General features: G+C 60.3%; 14 protein-coding genes. 5 read left to right on the forward strand and 9 right to left on the reverse strand.

Annotation, left to right across the window (positions count from 1 at the left end; all coding sequences use genetic code 11):
* Positions 1-111: 111 nt before the first annotated feature.
* On the reverse strand, positions 112-2073 hold the full coding sequence (locus AB4Z20_RS05200; RefSeq protein WP_003200736.1) for a methyl-accepting chemotaxis protein: 1962 nt from the start codon (positions 2071-2073) through the stop codon (positions 112-114).
* Between the two features lie 307 nt (positions 2074-2380).
* Here AB4Z20_RS05200 and AB4Z20_RS05205 point away from each other — a divergent pair, with 307 nt between their 5' ends.
* Genes AB4Z20_RS05205 through AB4Z20_RS05215 form a run of 3 tightly spaced genes read left to right on the forward strand, consistent with a single transcriptional unit; the run spans position 2381 to position 5167 of the window.
* Positions 2381-3139 (forward strand): MipA/OmpV family protein, encoded by a 759-nt coding sequence (locus tag AB4Z20_RS05205; protein WP_442089462.1) that lies wholly within the window; start codon positions 2381-2383, stop codon positions 3137-3139.
* Positions 3139-3825, forward strand: coding sequence for a response regulator transcription factor (locus tag AB4Z20_RS05210; RefSeq protein ID WP_442089463.1), 687 nt, complete (start codon positions 3139-3141; stop codon positions 3823-3825). The genes AB4Z20_RS05205 and AB4Z20_RS05210 overlap by 1 nt, the downstream gene beginning before the upstream one ends.
* A 13-nt stretch (positions 3826-3838) precedes the next feature.
* Complete coding sequence (locus tag AB4Z20_RS05215; RefSeq protein WP_320390293.1) at positions 3839-5167, forward strand: sensor histidine kinase; 1329 nt, start codon at positions 3839-3841, stop codon at positions 5165-5167.
* Between the two features lies 1 nt (position 5168).
* On the opposite strand, the gene AB4Z20_RS05220 is transcribed toward AB4Z20_RS05215, so the two are convergent.
* The 3 genes from AB4Z20_RS05220 to AB4Z20_RS05230 all read right to left on the reverse strand — a co-directional run bounded on the left by AB4Z20_RS05220 (position 5169) and on the right by AB4Z20_RS05230 (position 8777).
* Entirely contained in the window at positions 5169-5654 is a 486-nt protein-coding gene (locus AB4Z20_RS05220) for an ester cyclase (protein WP_032833219.1), read from the reverse strand.
* Between the two features lie 64 nt (positions 5655-5718).
* Positions 5719-7197, reverse strand: a complete 1479-nt coding sequence (locus AB4Z20_RS05225; protein ID WP_038859754.1) for an APC family permease — start codon at positions 7195-7197, stop codon at positions 5719-5721.
* 86 nt (positions 7198-7283) lie between these two features.
* Entirely contained in the window at positions 7284-8777 is a 1494-nt protein-coding gene (locus tag AB4Z20_RS05230; RefSeq protein ID WP_053187504.1) for an aldehyde dehydrogenase, read from the reverse strand.
* 235 nt (positions 8778-9012) lie between these two features.
* Between AB4Z20_RS05230 and AB4Z20_RS05235 the strand changes: the two genes are divergently transcribed.
* Together AB4Z20_RS05235 and AB4Z20_RS05240 are read left to right on the forward strand one after the other, a co-directional pair.
* Positions 9013-9744 carry a FadR/GntR family transcriptional regulator gene (locus AB4Z20_RS05235; protein ID WP_013693026.1) on the forward strand — a complete coding sequence of 244 codons (732 nt, stop codon included), beginning with the start codon at positions 9013-9015 and terminating at the stop codon, positions 9742-9744.
* Between the two features lie 107 nt (positions 9745-9851).
* On the forward strand, positions 9852-10595 hold the full coding sequence (locus tag AB4Z20_RS05240) for a PDC sensor domain-containing protein (RefSeq protein ID WP_013693025.1): 744 nt from the start codon (positions 9852-9854) through the stop codon (positions 10593-10595).
* A gap of 52 nt (positions 10596-10647) precedes the next feature.
* Here the strand turns inward: AB4Z20_RS05240 and AB4Z20_RS05245 are convergent, their stop codons facing one another.
* From AB4Z20_RS05245 to AB4Z20_RS05265, 5 genes are all read right to left on the reverse strand, one after another.
* Positions 10648-11904, reverse strand: a complete 1257-nt coding sequence (locus tag AB4Z20_RS05245) for an MFS transporter (protein ID WP_320390290.1) — start codon at positions 11902-11904, stop codon at positions 10648-10650.
* A gap of 263 nt (positions 11905-12167) precedes the next feature.
* A complete protein-coding gene (locus AB4Z20_RS05250) occupies positions 12168-13421 on the reverse strand; it encodes an OprD family porin (protein WP_442089464.1) in 1254 nt (417 codons plus the stop codon).
* A 93-nt stretch (positions 13422-13514) separates the two neighbouring features.
* The gene (locus AB4Z20_RS05255; RefSeq protein ID WP_253473722.1) at positions 13515-14819 is read right to left on the reverse strand and encodes a CitMHS family transporter; all 1305 of its coding nucleotides are present in this window, start codon (positions 14817-14819) and stop codon (positions 13515-13517) included.
* 138 nt (positions 14820-14957) lie between these two features.
* Positions 14958-16283, reverse strand: a complete 1326-nt coding sequence (locus AB4Z20_RS05260) for a dicarboxylate/amino acid:cation symporter (protein WP_214509268.1) — start codon at positions 16281-16283, stop codon at positions 14958-14960.
* Between the two features lie 41 nt (positions 16284-16324).
* Entirely contained in the window at positions 16325-17407 is a 1083-nt protein-coding gene (locus tag AB4Z20_RS05265) for a 4-oxalomesaconate tautomerase (protein WP_253473720.1), read from the reverse strand.
* Positions 17408-17455: the final 48 nt, after the last annotated feature.

Below are 17455 nucleotides of genomic sequence, written 5' to 3' on the forward strand. Positions count from 1 at the left end.
CGGAACGTATGGAACAAATCCGGGCCTTTTCGTTAAAGGCCCGGGCTACGTTGGCTGAAGCATCATCACGACGACACTGTTCTACCACACCGTCACAAATACCGCGGCAACCTAAGCCACCTTGAAACGACTGACCAACTGTTGCTGGTACTCGGCCAGGCGCGCGAGTTCCTGGCTGGTGATTGCCGTCTGCTCGGCACCGGCGCTCACCTGGATTACCAGATCATTGATCTCGTTCACATTGCGATTGATATCCTCGGACACCGCGCTCTGCTCTTCTGCAGCGGAGGCGATCTGAATGTTGCGGTCGCTGATCGTCGCCACGCCTTCGGCGATCTCCACCAACAACTCGCCCGCTCGCTCGACTTTGCTCGCGCCATCCTGGGCCTTGCCCAAGGTCTGCTGCATGGACAGGGCCGCACGATCGGAGCCGGCCTGCAGGTTGCTGATCATCTGTTGAATGTTGCCCGTGGACTCTTGGGTCTTTTGCGCCAGGGTGCGCACCTCGGACGCGACCACTGCAAACCCGCGACCATGGTCACCAGCTCGCGCCGCTTCGATGGCCGCATTGAGCGCAAGCAGATTGGTCTGTTCGGCAATGCCGCGAATCACGTCGAGCACCGAGGAAATGGCGTCGCTTTCCAGCTTGAGATCACCAATGATCCCCGCGGTCTCTTCGGCTTGCGCGGACAATTGGCGAATCAAGCCGATGGTACTTTCGATCTCCACCCGACCTTGAGCCGTACTGATATTGACCTGTTGCGACATGTGCGCAGCGTCGTTGGTACTTTGCGCCACCTCGCGCACCGTGGCGCTCATCTGATTGATCGCGGTGGCCACCAGCTCAGTGCCTTGGCGCTGCTGCTCGACACTCTCACTGGTCTGGACCGTCACCGTGGAAGACTCTTGCGCCGCGGTTGCCACTTGCGCCGTGGCATTGCCGATTTCCTGCACGACCCCGCTGATCTCTTGCGCCATGCGGTTGAGGTTTCGCGAGATCTGGCCGAACTCATCCCGGCCGTCATAGGTGGCCCTGGCAGTGAGATCACGCTGGGCCAAGTCATTCAGGACGCGGTTCACATCGCGCACCGCCGAATCGATCATGCGGATGATCACATACGACAGCACCGTCACCGCAAGCAATGCCACGACGACCGCGCCAATGGTCAGCCACAATGCACGGTTTGCTTCATCGCGCTCATGTGTCGCCAGGCGACTGACGCTTTCACCCAGGGCTTGTTCCACCTGGCTCATCATGTCGATGCGTTGAGTGGAGAGTTCAAACCAGGCCTCGGGCTTGATGCCCAGCGGCTGCCCCAATGGCACCTCGAATGCCAGGCGTTGCAACTTGTCGACTGCAACCGCAGCGGGTTTCAGCATTTGATCAGTCAATTGTTGAAGTAATCCTGGCTGGGCCTTGCGACGGAACCCGTCGGAATAAGCGGAGAACTCGCCGAGATTGCGGCTAAAGCGTGACAATAACGTCTCATCGAAATGGTCCTGGCTGAACACCAGACCGAGTACCACCCGTTCACGTCCGGCCCGCTCTTTCATCTCGATAAACTGATTAAGGGCACCGAGCGCATGGACAATGGTGGCGTTGTTGATCGTTGCTTCCAGAGAGTGGGTGTAACCCATGAGCGTTTGAATGATCTCGGTATAACGAACACCCGACTCGGTGCTGCTAATACTCAACTTATCAACTTGCCCGCGAATGGTCGGCAACGCGTCCAATGCCCGCAGGACATTGTCCAATTGCGTGCTTCCCGACGCAGACAACCGGCGCACCACCTCGACCGAGGTATTGGCATCCTGGCGCGCCTGGGACATCCGTTCACCCATGGACTTGCCGCCACTGCCCAGGAAGACCCCACTGGCTCCGCGCTCGCGCTGCAATACGGTAATCAGCTGACTCAACTTCTGCGCCGTGGCGCTGGCAGTCACAGTGGTGTTCATATCGCGTAGTGTCTTGTAGTTATCCACTACAAAGACCCCGGCCAAGGTGAGAAACCCCAATAAGGGAAGAAGCAGTATCAATAAAAGTTTCAGACGCAGCGGTGCATTCCTGAGCATTTCCGTTCAAGCCTCATTTCATACTGAATTAGTGACGCGTGAACTTATTGTAAAACCGCTGTTATACACGCTGATCCTGAACGATCTTAACGCAATACCAAATGGCCATCACGCCCGATATTGCATTGCTTGGCACTTATATCCGCCCGGGGGGCTGGAATTTGTCTTTGCCTTGATCAAGATCAAGCATTCGACAAATAACGGTAAGTATTCGGTAAGAGAAAGTTCTCGACGATGAGCGTGCATTCATCCTGTCCTGTTGGAGAACTCAATGCCTTTGCGCTTAGCCGTTTCGACAATCCCGAGTGTGTTCCTGCTCGCCGTGGCCATTTCAGCAATGGCCGCACAGGCGGCCGAGTCTGATAACGCCGAACCGTCTTCGTCCTGGGGACTGGGGGTCGGCGCATTAAGCAGCCAGCAGCCCTATACCGGCATCGATCGTGACAACAAGGCGATACCGCTGATCTACTTCGAGAACGAATACCTACGGGTGTTCGGCCCAAACGCCGAGGTCAAACTGTCACAACTCGAGATCGGCGACACCCAGCAAATCGATTTCAGCCTCATGGGCCAGTACGACTTCAGTGGCTACGACGCTGACGACGCGCGGGTCTTCGATGGCATGAGCGACCGCAAAAGCAGCTTCTGGGCGGGGGCCAAAGTGGAGTGGCACACCGGTCTGGTGGACGTGCGCGCCGAGTGGCTGTCGGACGTGTCGGGCAACAGCAAGGGGCAACGCTTCAACGTGGGCCTGAAGCGGACCTGGCGGGTCGGCGAACACATCACGCTCACACCCCAAGTCACGGCGATGTGGCAGGACAAAAAATACGTCGATTATTATTTTGGCGTGCGCGACAGTGAGGCCTGCATCGATCGTGCGGCCTATGATGGCAAGTTTGCCCTCAATACCGAATTTAGCGTCCGGGGAAACTACATGTTCGATAAACACCACGCCCTGTTCCTCGATATCAAAGCGACGAGCCTCGCCAGTGAGATCAAGGACAGCCCGCTGGTAGACAGCTCTACCGAAAACAGCGCGCTGTTCGGCTACCTGTACCGCTTCTGATGAGCCGCATTCTGCTGGTCGAGGACCACGAACGATTGGCGCATCTGGTCTGCACGGGCCTGGCGAATGCGGGGATCGCCGTCGATGTGATCAACCGCATGGATGGCGCGTGGTCGGCCATCCAGCGTGTTCCCTACCAGGCGCTGATCCTCGATCGCGGGTTGCCGGACGGCGACGGGCTCGTCCTGTTGAAGCGTCTGCGCAGCGCCGGGCTAGGCATCCCGTGCCTGGTGCTCATGGCGCGGGATGCCCTGCATGATCGGGTACAGGGGCTCGATGCCGGCGCGGATGACTATCTGCCCAAGCCCTTTGCCATGGATGAAATGGTCGCGCGCGTGCGAGCGTTGCTGCGACGCCCCGTGGACTGTCGCCCACTGGCGCCCAGCCATGGCGACCTGAGCCTGCAACCCGACACCGGCAGCATGTGGTGTGCCAATGAAAGCATTGCCATGGCGCCAGCGGAAATGCAGATCATGTTGCTGCTGTTGCGCAAACCTGGGGAGATCGTCCGCCGTCAGACGATAGAGGCAGCAGGCTGGGGCTTGAGCGAGGCGGTCACGCCGAACGCCCTGGACGTGGCCCTTCACCGTATCCGCCGCAAGCTGCTTGCCATCGGTTCCCGCCAACGCATTGTCAACTTGCGAGGTCTTGGTTATGCGCTGCGCCAGGTCGACGTGGCTGAGTAGCCTCAGATTCAAAGTGCTGCTGGCCTATATTGCTGGCGTGGCGCTGAGCATCCTGCTGATCGTATTGACGGCGCTGGCCCTGGTCACCTCCCAGAGCGACATCCTGCTGGTCATGAACATGGCCGAACGCACCCAGGAGCTGGCGGAGAAACTCCAGTTCGATCCTGCCGGCCGCCCGGTCGGATTCGATCGCAGCGAGGCCGATCGAATCTGGACCTATGAAAGCATGCCGCAAGACATCGGATACCGCGTGCTGGACGCCTCGGCAAACGTGGTCCTGACGTCCACCGAAGCAACCTTCTGGCCTGCAAGCACCGCGGTGCGTCCTTCAGAGCACGAACAGTTCAAGTTCGAGCGCCAGGGCATCCTGATGTATGGCGCCACCGCGCCGGTCGAACACGACGGCAAGACCTGGTTCCTGCAACTTGCCGTCAGCGAACGGCTGATGGACCTCTTCCATGGTGCATTCGCGTTGCCATTCATGGGCGCCGGTATCGTCCTGTTCAGCCTGGTGCTGCTCTTCGTCTTTGCCGCCTGTGCCTATATCACCCTGGGCTATACGCTCAGACCCTTGCGCGAGGTGTCCGAGTCGGCCGCGGCCATTTCGCCTCGTTCCCTGCATTCACGCTTGCAGGTCACCAGCGTACCGTCCGAAGTCGTGCCACTGGTGGACAGTTTCAATCGGGTCCTCCAGCGCCTGGAAAATGGCTACCGGACCCAGCAGGAGTTTCTGGCGACCGCGGCGCACGAACTCAAGACACCGCTGGCGCTGATACGCGCACAAATCGAATTGATGGAGGACAGCCACGATCGCAACGCGCTGCTCAACGATGTCGCCCACATGACCCGTCAAGTCCAGCAACTGCTGCTCCTCACCGAAGCCAGTGAGGCCCAGAACTACCTGTTTGCCGAAGTCGAACCGGCCGATGTCGCGAGGGAAGCCAGCGACTATTTGCAGCGCATGGCCGAAGCCGCCGAGGTACGCTTGGTGCTGGCGCAGAACGCTGCCTCTGCTGACCCATGGCAGGCGGATCGCAGCGCCCTCTTCACCTTGTTGAAGAACCTGCTGGAAAACGCCATCCAACACGCCCCTCGGGGCACAGAGGTTCGAGTGGACATCGGCGCGGATCACCTGAGCGTACGAGACTGGGGCCCCGGGGTGGAGCGGGAGCAACTGCCACACCTGTTCATTCGCTTCTGGCGCGGGGCCCATCGCCGCGACCATGGCGCCGGCCTGGGCTTGACGATCTGCCAGGAAATCGCCCAAGCCCACGGCTGGACGCTCTCAGCCAGGAGAGCCGAGCCTGGTTTGTTGCTACAGCTCTCGCGGCGGGAACATTGATCTACCAGCCGAGCTGCTTGTTGAAACCCAGGGCGTCATAGTAGTCGTGCTGCGTGATAATCTTGCCCTCCTTGAGCCGGATGAAACTCACCCCCTTGAAGCTGAGGGGGCGCTGGGTGGCCGGCGTCTCGGTGCTCCAAGGCCCGGTATTGTGTCCCTTGAATTCCCATTCGAAGGCAATGCTTTCACCGTTGACGATCGGCTCGCCCAGCATCGTCCATTGCAGATCCGGCACTGCGTGCATGAACACTTCGATCACCTGGGTCTTGGCATTTTCCCGGCCGACCTGCGGTGTCCCCACCGAGGCGTCGAGGAACTCGCCGTCCTCGGTGAAGTACTTCGCCGCAGCCTCCGCATCGCGAGCGTTCCAAGCTTTCATATAGTCATGGATCACACCCAGGGTATCGTTTTGACTGGCTGCCAGAACCCCATGGCTGGCCAGAATCAGGAGCAACCCAAACAGCATCGAATGGATTCGAGACGTCATAGCGTTCACCCTTTTCTCATCAGAGGATTTGCCTGCCGCGCCCGGCGGCAGGCCGTCATGTCGCTTAGGTTTTTTTCCAGGCATCGGAAGCCGGGGCGGTACCTTTCTCGTAGGGGCGAAACAGGACCATGTAGACGAGGCCGACGAAGATCACGATGGCGCCAACCAACACGATGCCGTAGTTCACATACCACGGCGCGTCTGGCATACGCGGCCAGGACATATTGACGATGGCGAACAAGCCATAGCAGAGCGCAGCGATGTTCACCGGCCAGCCCCAACGTCCCAAGGTGAACTGGCCATTGGGTGTCCAGCCCCGGAGACGGGCGTACATCACACCCCCGACGATCATCTGGAATGCCAGGTAGATACCGATGGCGGCAAAACTCACCACCAGCGCGATGGCGTTCTGAAGATAGAAACCGACACACACGATGATCGCCGGCAGCACCCCGCAGACCATCAGGGCGGCGGTCGGCACATGGGTGGCCGGGGAGATTTTCTTCAGTACGCCACTGCCCATGAGCATCTCGTCTCGGGCGTAGGCATACAACAAGCGGCTGGCGGATGCCTGCAAGCTCAGCACACAGGAAACGAACGAAACCGTGATCACCGCCATGACCACCCGCGACATGACCGGACCGAACGCCGCGCCGAATATCGTGGCCATGGGGTCCTTGTCCTGGCCGGAAACAACGGCGGCAATATCAGGCACGGCCAGGATCAAGGCCAGGGCGGCAAAGATCGACGCGGCACCGCCGATCCAGATCGTCATTCGCATGGCCTTGGGGACTTGGCGGCTGGGATTGGGCGTTTCCTCGGCCACATCGCCGCACGCTTCAAAACCGTAGTAAAGGAACATCCCGGCCAGTGATGCGGCCAGGAAGGCCGGCCAGTACTCCCCATCGATGGAGATATCGAACGTGTCGAACAACACGCTCAAGGACTGGTGACGCTCAAAAATCAGCAAATAGCCGCCGATCAACAACGCCCCGACCAGCTCACACAGAAAGCCGAACATAGCCACCCGCGCCAGCAGCTTGGTGCCGCTCAGGTTCAACACCGTCGCAGTAGCGGTCAGGACCAGCGCGACCAAGGTATTGGTGACCGGCGACGGCTCGAAACCCAACAGGTTGGCAATGTAGGGACCGGCGCCCAGGGCTACGGCAGCAATGGTCACGCACAGGGAGATAGCGTAGATCCAGCCGACCATCCAGGCCCATTTTTTCCCCACCAGGCGACGGGCCCACGGATAGACACCGCCGGAGATGGGATATTGGGACACCACTTCGCAAAAAATCAGGCACACCAGCATTTGCCCGAACCCCACCAGCAGGTAGGACCAGAACATGGGCGGCCCGCCCGTTGCCAGGCACAGGCCGAACAATGTGTAGACGCCGACTACCGGCGATAGGTAGGTGAACCCGAGGGCAAAGTTCTGCCACAGGCTCATGCTACGTTCGAAACTCGAGGTGTACCCGAGGGCACGGAGTTGCTCCGCGTCCTGGTCCACGGCTGCCGTGGAGCTTATTGAGCTGTTCATTGCGCCATCCTTCAAAAAGGAATTCGTTGAGTAAGCGTCAAGCAGGCAGAACCATTCCACCCGTAACGTGGTTCACCAGAAATGCCTCAGAGCTGTATCCAGGTGGCCTTGATCTCGGTGTATTTATCGAAGGCATGCAGGGATTTGTCGCGGCCATTACCGGACTGCTTGTAGCCACCGAACGGCGCCATCATGTCGCCGCCGTCATACAGGTTGACCCAGACACTTCCGGCGCGAAGTGCGCGGGCCATGGTGTGGGCGCGCGACAGGTTGGCCGTCCAGACGGCTGCAGCCAGCCCGTAAGGCGTGTCGTTGGCGATGCGCACGGCATCCTCGGCTTCGTCGAATTCGATCACCGACAGCACCGGGCCGAAAATCTCTTCCCGGGCAATTGTCATCGAGTTGCTGACATTGTCGAACAGTGTCGGCTCCACGTAGCTGCCGCCGGTTTGCTCCAATGCCACGCGCCCTCCCAGCAACAACTGGGCGCCTTGATCCTGTCCTTGCCGAATGTGTTGCAACACCCCTTCCAGGTGGCGCGCGTCCACCAGCGCACCGACATTGGTGTCGGGATCCAGCGGATGGCCTGGCTTCCAGCCTTTTAAAGCCTCGACCACCATCGGCACGAAGTGCGCCTTGATGGAAGCCTGGACGAGCAAACGTGAACCGGCGGTGCACACCTCGCCCTGGTTGAAAGCAATGGCGGCCGCTGCCGCTTCGGCGGCTGCCTGTAGATCTGGGGCATCTGCGAAGACAATGTTCGGACTCTTCCCCCCCGCCTCCAGCCAAACCCGCTTCATGTTCGACTCGCCCGCATACACGAGAAGTTGCTTGGCCACTCGGGTGGAACCGGTAAACGCCAGCGCATCAACGTCACCGTGCAAGGCCAGGGCCTTGCCCACCGTGTGTCCATAGCCTGGCAGCACATTGAGCACACCGACCGGCAACCCTGCTTCCAGGGCAATCTGTGCGATACGAATAGCCGTCAGCGGCGAACGCTCTGAAGGCTTGAGAATCACCGAGTTGCCGGTCGCCAATGCCGGCCCCAATTTCCACGAAGCCATCATCAACGGGAAATTCCACGGCACGATGGCAGCGACCACCCCGACCGGCTCCCGCGTCACCAGCCCGAGCTGATCTACCGCCGTCGCGGCCACCTCATCGTAGATCTTGTCGATGGCCTCCCCGCACCAGCGAATGCTATCGATGGCGCCGGGCAGGTCGACCGCCAGCGAGTCGGCGATCGGTTTGCCCATGTCCAGCGTTTCCAGCAGTGCCAGCTCTTCGGCGTGAGACTGCAAGAGGTCGGAAAAACGCAGCATGACCGCCTTGCGCACTGCCGGTGCCTGACGCGACCAAACGCCGGAGTCGAATGCCGCCCGGGCGCTGGTCACCGCCAGCTCGGCGTCCGCGGCATCGCAACTTGCAACCAGGCCCAACAATCGCCCGTCCACAGGACTCACGCATTCAAAGGTAGCGCCTGAACTGGCAGGCCTGTATCGCCCGTCGATAAAGGCACGGCCCTCGATGTCCAGCGCCTTGGCTCTGGCTTCCCATTCTGCTCGGGTCAAGTGACTCATGATTGAAGTGCTCCTGGGTTCGGATGAATGCGATCTCGGCTTGCTTAAACATATGGAACCATATCTTTTAGCCCATGAGAACCCCAGAAAAACCAAATTAAGCCAGGTTTTTTTGACTTTAACGCCTTTTCGCCCCTAGAATTCCGCGCCAATGGCCCCTGAAAATGCCTTTGAACTATGAAATAGAATTTTTTTAGTCCAGGCGTCGACGACGCCGCCAATGAATGAAACAACCATGAGCCCTACATCAAGTCTCATACGCCTCAGTCAGGAAGGGAAAACGGAATCCGTCACCCGCCGCCTGGTTGAAATGATTGACCTGGGGTTGCTGGTCGAAGGTGAACAGCTCCCCAGCGAAAGTACCCTGGCCACCCAACTCGGCGTCGCCACGGTCACCCTGCGCGATGCGTTGGCTGCCTTGCGAGAGCGCGGGGTCATCGAAACCCGGCGTGGACGCAACGGCGGCAGCTTTATCTGCGCCGCCCCACAAACCACCGATCAGGCGTTGTTCGATCAATTGCGTGAAATGAGCACGCTTGAATTGCGTGACCTGGCCGACGAGCACGCAGCCATTTCAGGCGCCGCCGCCCGCTTGGCAGCCCAACGCGCCGGCCCTGAGCAACATGCGCGGCTGGGTGGCTACATCGATGCGCTGGCCAAGGCACAAGAACGTCTGGAGCGCCGACGTGCCGACGCCAGGTTCCACATCGAAATTGCCGTGGCGTCGCAGTCGGTACGGCTGACCCACAGCGAGGCCCGCTTGCAGGCGGAACTGGGGGAGTTGTTATGGTTGCCATTTGATGAGCAACCGGATCCCCAAGTGATCGAGCGGGAACACAGGGCGATTCTGGAGGCCATCATTGCGAACGATGCCAATCTGGCGGGGGCACTGGCCGAAGCCCATGTTGCTCGCGGCGTCCGGCGTTTGACCGCCATACGCTTGCAGCAGATGGCGCAAGATGCCTGATGACTGGAACAGATCTTGCTCAACAACTGACTCCAAACACCGCCCGACAGCCTGTCCGTGTCGCCAGCAAACACCGCACTGTCCCTTCCGAGGCATGAGTTAGAGCCATGGATAACGAAATGTCAGCAAATGGGTTATCCCAATGCGCAACGTTGATCAACGCTTCCATTGGTAACGTCTTCAAGGGTCTCAACGACCTGGGCGCCCAGGTATCGAGCATTTGGGAACGGCAACGGTGCAAGACCAGGCGCCCCAATCAACGCGACCTCAAGCCATTGTTGGCTGGCGTCCGGCAGATCCTTGACTCCGAGAGTCTCAAGTTTCATGGCGCTGGCGTGGTTTTCGCCCCTGGTGAGCTGGAAGATTGCGAGATGCACCTGCAGTGGTGGTGCCGGACCCAGAACGAACAAGTCCAGCCTTTGCAGCTGAATCTCGATAGCCGCAGCGATCGTTTCTACGATTACCTGCACATGCCTTGGTACACCCGTCCGCAGCAGACTCGCCAGCCCTCCATAGACGGGCCTTTTGTCGACTTGTATGGCACCGAGCAGTACATCGTTGCCTTCTCCGTGCCGATTTTTTTCGATGATCGCTTCATTGGCGTTGCCGCCGCCGACATCTCCCTGCACTCGTTGGAACCCTTGCTCGTGCGCAGCCTGATGAGAGTCAGCAATGAAGCGCTGTTGCTCAATGCCGAAGGTCGAGTATTGGCAGCTAATACGGCGAGCTGGTTGGCCGGTGATTTGATACGAGGCGTGCTGAACCAGGACATGGACCAAGGGCGCGTTTTGAGCCTCATCGACACCTCGTCCTATTGGAGTGTCGTGGAACGGCCGGTACCCAGGCTCTGATTGCCGGTCGCCATCGCGAGCAAGCTCGCTCACACATAGGTGATACGCAGGCTCAGGCGACCCCGCCGTCAGCGACCGTAAGCGTGCCGGGCTGTGGGGCGCGGCTGGGCATGAAAGTCTCGGGCATCGCCAGCAACAGACCAAATGCCAACGCAGCAATCGCCGCCAGGGTCAGGAACGCCGCGCTGTAGCCAGCCCCTTGCACCACAAAACCGGCCAGGCTGTTACTCAACGCCGCGCCGAACCCGAACACCGTCGACAGCACCCCGAGGCTGACGTTGAAACGCCCGGTGCCCTGGGTCAGGTCCTTGACCACCAAGGGAAACAGCGCGCCAAACAACCCGGCACCGATCCCATCGAGCAACTGCACCGCCACCAACCAATAGGGATCATCCGAGAGCACGTACAACACACCTCGAATGGGCAGGATCAGGAAGCCGGCCAGCAACAACGGCTTGCGTCCCCAGGCATCGGCCTTGACGCCGACCAGCCACGCCATGGGCACCATGACCAGTTGCGCCGCGACGATACAGGCCGACGTCAGCGGCGTGGCCAGGTGGGCATTGGCCTGGGCGAGTTTCTGGCTGACCAGCGGGAGCATCGCCGCGTTCGCCAGGTGAAACAGCCCGCAGCAGATGGCGAACAACAGCAGCGTGCGGTTATCCAGCAACACGCGCAGCGCCGAGGGCGTCGGGCCTTGCACCGACTGGCCGGCCTCCAGGCCCCGGGCCACGTCATGGTCGATGGCCTCGGCGGACACGCAGCTGACCGCCACGATGCTGGCCAATGCCATCGCGGCCATCAGGTAGAACACCGCAATGGGACCGAACAGCCAGGCGAACCCACCCGCCAGCAGCGCTGCGCAGGCATTGCCCGCGTGGTTGAATGTCTCGTTGCGCCCAGTGCGCCGCGTAAAGGCCCGGGCGCCGGTAATGCCCAGGGAGATGGCCGCAATGGCCGGCGCGAAGACCGATGCCGCCACGGCGCCGAGGGCCTGGGTCAGCGCCACCAGGCCGAAGGAAGACGTGAACGGTAGCACCAGGCAACCCAGCGTCACCATCAAGGCAGCCACAGCCACCACGGCACGTTTGCTGCGCACCCGGTCGATCAGCGCGCCGGCGGGCGCCTGGGCAACGAGGCCGGCCATCGCCGCCACCGTCATCACCACACCGATGCTGGCCGGGTCCCAGCGATGCACCGCCAGCAGGTAGATCGCCAGGTAAGGGCCCAGTCCATCACGCACATCCGCGAGGAAAAAATTCAGGCCATCCAGGGAAAGGTTGTTACGTCGGTCTCGGTTGCGATCCATAGCGGCCTCGACGGGCATTGCCCCAAAGAAAATTGACGCCATGATGTCGCAAAGAATCGAACCGGGCCACAGTGATGAGCGCGGGGCCACCGAGAGAACCGTGGCGAGGGAGCTTGCTCCCGCTGGGTCGCGAAGCGGCCCCAAAACCTGCCGAACGCGTAACACAGACACACTGCACCCGCCGGTTCACGACTGCTTCGCAGCCGAGCGGGAGCAAGCTCCCTCGCCACAGGTCCATCTTTTTCTTAAGTGAACCGCATGCCCTACCAAAGAGCGACATCGTAGGTGAAGTAGACCCGGTTGCTGTCACGGCCACGGGAAAAGTCCGAGCGATAGACGTAGTTGCGCAGCTTCACCCCCAGCCCCTTGAACGTACCCTGCTGCACCACGTAAGCGATTTCTGCGTCACGCTCCCACTCTTTGACCGTGGTGTTGGACTTGCCGTCGTTGCCGCTCAGGTAGCGGGTGGAAAATGTCAGGCCGGGCACACCGAGGCGAGCGAAGTCGTAGCCGTACCCGAGCATCCAGGTCTTCTCGTCTTCCTCGATGAACTTGCCGATCCCGACGTTGCTGAAGGAGTACACCGTGGCGCCGCTGACATAAGGCAGGCCCGCCTCGCCGCTGAGGGTTTGATAGCCGGCGCTCAGTGTGTGGCCGACAATGGCGTAGGACAGCGATCCGCTGAGCATGTCGTTGTCGATCTTGCCGCCGTAGGCCGAACCCGAATCGACGCTGTTGAAGTAGCGCAGGTCGCTGGTCAATACCCCAGCGCCCAAGGGCAGATCATGCTGGATGCCGGCAAAATTCTGTCGATAGAAATTCTCCAGCTCGCCATAGAAATAGCTCAGGCGGATGTTTTTGCCCAACTTGTAGTCGGCACCGGCATAGCTGAAGTCACCGGACTTATCGCCGCCGTAGCCATCGGGCACGATAGGCATGCTGTCACTCGAATCGCGCAGTTTGAAACGCTCCAGATAGCCACCGGTGACGGTGAGGTTGTCGACGTCAGTGCTGCTGATCTGGGTGCCCTGGTAAGTCTGGGGCAACAGCCGCGCATCGTTGTAGACCAGCACCGGGGTCTTGGGCAGCAACGTGCCGTATTTGAGCGTGGTCTTGGCCAGCCTGGCCTTGGCGGTCATCCCTGCGCTGGCGAACTCGTCGGCGGCGCGACCGTCGTCATGCACCGGTAGCAGGCCAGTGCCGCTGCGGCCACGCCCGGAGTCGAGCTTGACCCCGAGCAGGCCCAGGGCATCGACCCCGAAGCCGATGGTGCCCGGCGTAAAGCCTGACTGGTAATCCAGCAGGAAGCCCTGGGCCCATTCGGTGCGTTCACTCTTGGCGGTCCTCGCCGCCCGTGCGCTCATCCCGTGCTCATCGCGAAAATTTTCGTTGAAGTAGACGTTGCGCAATTGCAGCTTGAGCTTGCTGTCGTCGATGAAACCTTCGGCGCTGGCCGAGGCCAGGGGCAACAGCCCAAGGATTGGAAACAAAGCCCCGCGGGTAAGCAAAGTGGTCATTTCGAGCTACTCGTTGTTGTTATTTGGCGTGCAAACCAGCGCACACCCGCTTGCGCAGGCGTGTCAGGCCAGAAGCTAAGGTTGTCGGGTGAATCAGGAAAACAGCGTCAGTGCCCCGGTCAGCAGGGCCAGCGCGGTAATCACCAGGGACGTGAGCACCGCCCATTTGACGGTGGCTTTCTGGAAGTCGCCCAGGTCGCGGTCGACCATGCCCACCAGCAACAAGGTCGAGGCCACCAGCGGGCTCATCAGGTGCACCGGCTGGCCGAGAATGGACGCCCGGGCAATTTCGACCGGATCAATCCCGTAGGCCGCCGCGGCATTGGCCAGGATCGGCACGACACCGAAGTAGTAGGCATCGTTGGACAATACGAAGGTCAACGGCATGCTGGTAATCGCCACCACCAGCGGGAAGAGATGGCCCCAGGAAGGCGGAATCCAGTCGACCAGGGTTTGTGCCAACGCATCGACCATTTTCGTCCCGGAGAAAATCCCGGCGAAGATGCCCGCGGCAAACACCAGCAGGACCACGGTCATGGCGTTGCCCGAGTGGGCGAGAATGCGTTCCTTCTGAATGTCCAGCTGCGGATAGTTGATCATCAGCGCCAGGACGAAACCGATCAGGAACAGGATCGCCGAATGCATGAGCCCCATCACCAGCGCGACCATCACCGCGACCACCAGCAACAGGTTGACGTAGGCCAGCTTCGGACGCTTGTGCGGCGTGTCTTCCATAATCGCGTTGATATAACAGTCGCCGCCGCCGCTTTGCAGTTGGACATTGCCGATGCGCTTGCGCTCGGCACGGCCCAACAGGAACGCCGTGAACACCACCCACATCGCACCGCCGATCATGGTCGGCAGCAACGGCACGAAGTACTCACCGGCATCCAGGCCCAATGCTGCGATCGCCCGGGTCGCCGGGCCGCCCCAAGGGGTCATGCCGCTCATGATGCTCAACGAAAGCATGGATACAGTCGCCAGGATCATCGGGTTCATGCCGATGCGTTTGTACAGCGGCAACATCGCGGCACAGGTGATCATGTAAGTCGTCGTGCCGTCACCGTCCAGCGCCACCAACAGCGACAGCAGCGCGGTGCCCACGGCGATCTTCATCGGGTCGCCATTGACCCGCTTGAGGATCTTGCGGATCAACGGGTCGAACAGACCGGCGTCGATCATCAGGCCGAAAAACAGGATCGCGAACAACAACAGTGCCGCCGACGGCGCGACCATTTTCAGGCCGTCCAACATCATCTTGCCGGTGGTCCCGCCAAAGCCGCCGAGCACGGCAAAGACGATGGGCACCACCGTCAGGGCGACGATCGGTGACAACCGTTTGGTCATTATCAGGAAGGTAAAGACCACCACCATGGCCAAGCCAAGTAAAGCGAGCATAGGTCAGTTCTCTTGTTGTTATGAGTAGCTTGGCTGACATTCAGGCGCACGCCCCCCAACCCGCCAGGCAACACGCAAAAGTGCCTGGCGCAGGTAGTGAGTGAGCTGATGCGCTGCTGTCGAGTCAGCCGCGAGCGGCTAGATGTGTTTGGCGACCTTCGTGGCGTCCCAGGCAGGGTCCGTTGCCTGGGTCTGCGTCAGGGCGGGTTTGCCATCCAGGGTCCGCAACAGGACTTCGCGGTCGCAGGCATTCTCCGAAAGGGAAATCACCACGGTCGCAACGGCGTTGCTCGCCAGGCTGGTCAACGCCCGCGCTTCGGACATGAACCGGTCGATCCCGATCAACAGGGCCAGGCCCGCCAGGGGAATGTCGTGGATGACCGTCAAGGTCGAGGCCAGGGCGACAAACCCGCTGCCGGTCACACCCGCGGCACCCTTTGACGACAGCAGCATGATCGCCAGCATGGTGATGACCTGGGTCAGCGTCAGGTCGATGTTGCAGGCCTGGGCAATGAAGATCGCCGCCAGCGACAGGTAGATCGCCGTGCCGTCGAGGTTGAACGAGTAACCGGTCGGCAGTACCAGCCCCACGACGCCTTTCTTGCAACCCAGGGCCTGGAGTTTTTCCAACATCCGCGGCATCACCGGTTCGGTCGAGGACGTCCCCAGCACCACCAGGAATTCTTCACGCAGATAACGCAGCAGCTTCCATAGGCTGAAACCGTGAGCCCGGCAAATACTGCCCAACACCACGAAGACGAAGAAAGCGCAGGCGATATACAAAGTCATGATCAGCTTGGCCAGCGAGCCCAGCGACGTGATCCCGTACTGCCCCACCGTGAAGGCCAAGGCCCCGAAAGCGCCGATCGGAGCGAAACGCATCAGGTAGGAGAAAATCTTGAACACCATGTGCGAAGCTGATTCCAGGACCTCCAGCACAGGCTTGCCGCGCTCGCCCAGGGACGACAGGGCAAAACCACAGAGCACTGCGATAAACAGCACCGGCAGCACCTCGCCTTTATTGAAAGCGCCGATGAAGGTGTCGGGAATGATGTGCATGAAGAAGTCCACCACGCTCAGTTTCGCGGCGGATTCGGTGTACTGCGACAGTCCTTGGGTGCTCAACTGCGTCGGATCGATATTCATGCCCGCGCCGGGCTTGAACAGGTAGACCGACACCAGGCCGATGATCAGGCTGATCACCGTCAGCGCCAGGAACAACAGCATGGTCTTGCTCAATAAACGCCCCAGCGAGCGCTTGTCGCTCATGCCGGCGATGCCGGTGACAATGGTGCAGAACACCACCGGCGCGATCATCATCTTGATCAGCTTGATGAAGGCATCACCCAGCGGCTTCAAGGCAATTGCCTGTTGCGACCAGAAGTGCCCGACGACCACGCCCAGCAGCACAGCGCAGATGATCTGGAAGTAGAGCGATTTAACAACTTTCATGGCATCACCCATTTTTAGAATTGTTCTGATGCAAAAGACCCTGGCTGCCTGGGCTATCCGGCCAGCCGCTGGGACGCCGTGGCGTAGACGTAACCTGAGAAAAGCCGGCGCGCGGTACGTACTACCGAAGCCCGAATGGTCTCACCCTTCTCACCGGTGTAGGACAGTACGACATCGATACCGCCGCTTGGGTGCTCAATCCGAACCTGTTGCAAGCGCGGCTCACTGACGGTGCCAAGCAACTGTGCGACGACACTGCCCTCGGTCACGCATGCGGTGGCCAGGCCGATGGAACCGGTGATCGCCAGGGCGCGGTGACAGTTGTGCGGCATGAAATAACGCACCTGGACCGTCCCGCCAGACTTGGCCGGCGACACCAGCACCGGTTTGGGAATGACCTTGTCACTGACATCACCCAAGCCCATGGCCAGGCCGGCTTTCAGGCGCAGGGACTCCAGGCGCTGCAGGAAGGCTTTATCGGCGTCCAGTTCGGCAGGGCTTTCATCGCCGCGCTTGCCAAGCTGACTGGCTTGAACGATCAGCATCGGCATCGCCATGTCGATGCAGGTCACCGGGATGCCGTCGATCAGGTCCTGGGGTTGTCCGGTAGGAAAGAGTTTCCCCGTCTTGCTACCCGCCGCATCGAGAAAGGTCAGTTGCACCGGAGCCGCTGTACCGGGCACGCCATCGATGGCGGTGTCGCCTTCATAGCGGACTTTGCCTTCTGGCGTTTGCACTTCGGAATTCACGAAGGTCCCGGTATTGAGGTTGCGAATACGCACCCGGGTCAGGTTGCCGGAAGGCTTGACCAGTCCCTGCTCGATAGCGAACGGGCCAACGGCGCAGAGCATGTTGCCGCAATTGGGGGCGGTATCGACCCGACGCTGGGAAACCATGACCTGGACGAACAAATAATCGACATCCGCGTCAGGGTGCAGCGATGGGCTGACGATCGCCACTTTGCTGGTTTGTGGACTGCCGCCACCGATGCCGTCGATTTCCAACTCATGGCCGGAGCCCATCAGGTTGAGCAGCAGCTCATCACGTTCAGCGATGGCGACCGGCAGATCCCAGGCGAGAAATACCGGGCCTTTGGACGTACCGCCGCGCATCAGCACACAAGGAATTCGCTGCATGTTCACTAACTCTTGTTAATCAATCTGGATAATTGATGCTCTGGAAAC

The organism is Pseudomonas sp. KB_12, assembly GCF_052114545.1.
Lineage (GTDB): Bacteria > Pseudomonadota > Gammaproteobacteria > Pseudomonadales > Pseudomonadaceae > Aquipseudomonas > Aquipseudomonas brassicacearum.

Bases quoted from the DNA above. Each gene is read 5' to 3' on its own strand.
- AB4Z20_RS05200 (WP_003200736.1), bottom strand. From the start codon at position 2,073: ATGCTCAGGAATGCACCGCTGCGTCTGAAACTTTTATTGATACTGCTT.
- AB4Z20_RS05210 (WP_442089463.1), top strand. From the start codon at position 3,139: ATGAGCCGCATTCTGCTGGTCGAGGACCACGAACGATTGGCGCATCTG.
- AB4Z20_RS05220 (WP_032833219.1), bottom strand. From the start codon at position 5,654: ATGACGTCTCGAATCCATTCGATGCTGTTTGGGTTGCTCCTGATTCTG.
- AB4Z20_RS05225 (WP_038859754.1), bottom strand. From the start codon at position 7,197: ATGAACAGCTCAATAAGCTCCACGGCAGCCGTGGACCAGGACGCGGAG.
- AB4Z20_RS05230 (WP_053187504.1), bottom strand. From the start codon at position 8,777: ATGAGTCACTTGACCCGAGCAGAATGGGAAGCCAGAGCCAAGGCGCTG.
- AB4Z20_RS05235 (WP_013693026.1), top strand. From the start codon at position 9,013: ATGAGCCCTACATCAAGTCTCATACGCCTCAGTCAGGAAGGGAAAACG.
- AB4Z20_RS05240 (WP_013693025.1), top strand. From the start codon at position 9,852: ATGGATAACGAAATGTCAGCAAATGGGTTATCCCAATGCGCAACGTTG.
- AB4Z20_RS05245 (WP_320390290.1), bottom strand. From the start codon at position 11,904: ATGGATCGCAACCGAGACCGACGTAACAACCTTTCCCTGGATGGCCTG.
- AB4Z20_RS05250 (WP_442089464.1), bottom strand. From the start codon at position 13,421: ATGACCACTTTGCTTACCCGCGGGGCTTTGTTTCCAATCCTTGGGCTG.
- AB4Z20_RS05255 (WP_253473722.1), bottom strand. From the start codon at position 14,819: ATGCTCGCTTTACTTGGCTTGGCCATGGTGGTGGTCTTTACCTTCCTG.
- AB4Z20_RS05260 (WP_214509268.1), bottom strand. From the start codon at position 16,283: ATGGGTGATGCCATGAAAGTTGTTAAATCGCTCTACTTCCAGATCATC.
- AB4Z20_RS05265 (WP_253473720.1), bottom strand. From the start codon at position 17,407: ATGCAGCGAATTCCTTGTGTGCTGATGCGCGGCGGTACGTCCAAAGGC.